The sequence below is a fragment of the Rhizobium ecuadorense genome (assembly GCF_001187535.1).
In the GTDB taxonomy this organism is placed as follows: domain Bacteria; phylum Pseudomonadota; class Alphaproteobacteria; order Rhizobiales; family Rhizobiaceae; genus Rhizobium; species Rhizobium ecuadorense.
The window spans coordinates 1-523 of record NZ_LFIO01001128.1; the positions used below are offsets into that span (position 1 = coordinate 1).

Consider the following 523-nt stretch of genomic DNA (forward strand, 5'->3'; position numbering starts at 1 on the left):
CTTGTGGCCAAATCTCAACGGGATTTTCGACCGACCAACCCCGAAAAGCTGATGATGTGGATGCTTGCACAAATTAGGCGTGACCAGATTAGCGAGAGGAAGGACAAGAAGAACAGTGAATACGACATCAAAGATGTGGAGCTTATCGAGCAGGCTATCTACGGCGGGCATTTCTGGGCGCTCGATTGGGAGATGACCGGTATCCTTCACAACCATGTGGACGAACCGAAGCGAGTTAGCCTTGTTGTGGATGTGATGGACATGTGGAACTTTATCGAGAGGGCTTGCGAGAGCTTCGGAGCTGTCGAGAGGCAGCGCCTTGTTGATGAGGTAGGCTCATGGGCTAAAGACCCGAAATTCGCAGGCTTCGACGGCAACAATGAAGGCGAGTACATGGGGATCGCGCAGTTTCTGGTGCAGAAACTGAACCGTTTCGAGCACTTCAAAGGCCGGTCAATGAACTCTCACTCCCCGACCGTGGCGCGCTATGGCAAGATGGCCGCCTTATTCGAGACTATACGCC

1 protein-coding gene is annotated in these 523 nt (G+C 53.0%); it reads left to right on the forward strand.

From position 1 onward, the window contains the following. Positions 1-523 (forward strand): YfbU family protein (locus AF337_RS24480; RefSeq protein ID WP_049734192.1); only part of this gene is annotated, 523 nt, incomplete at both ends.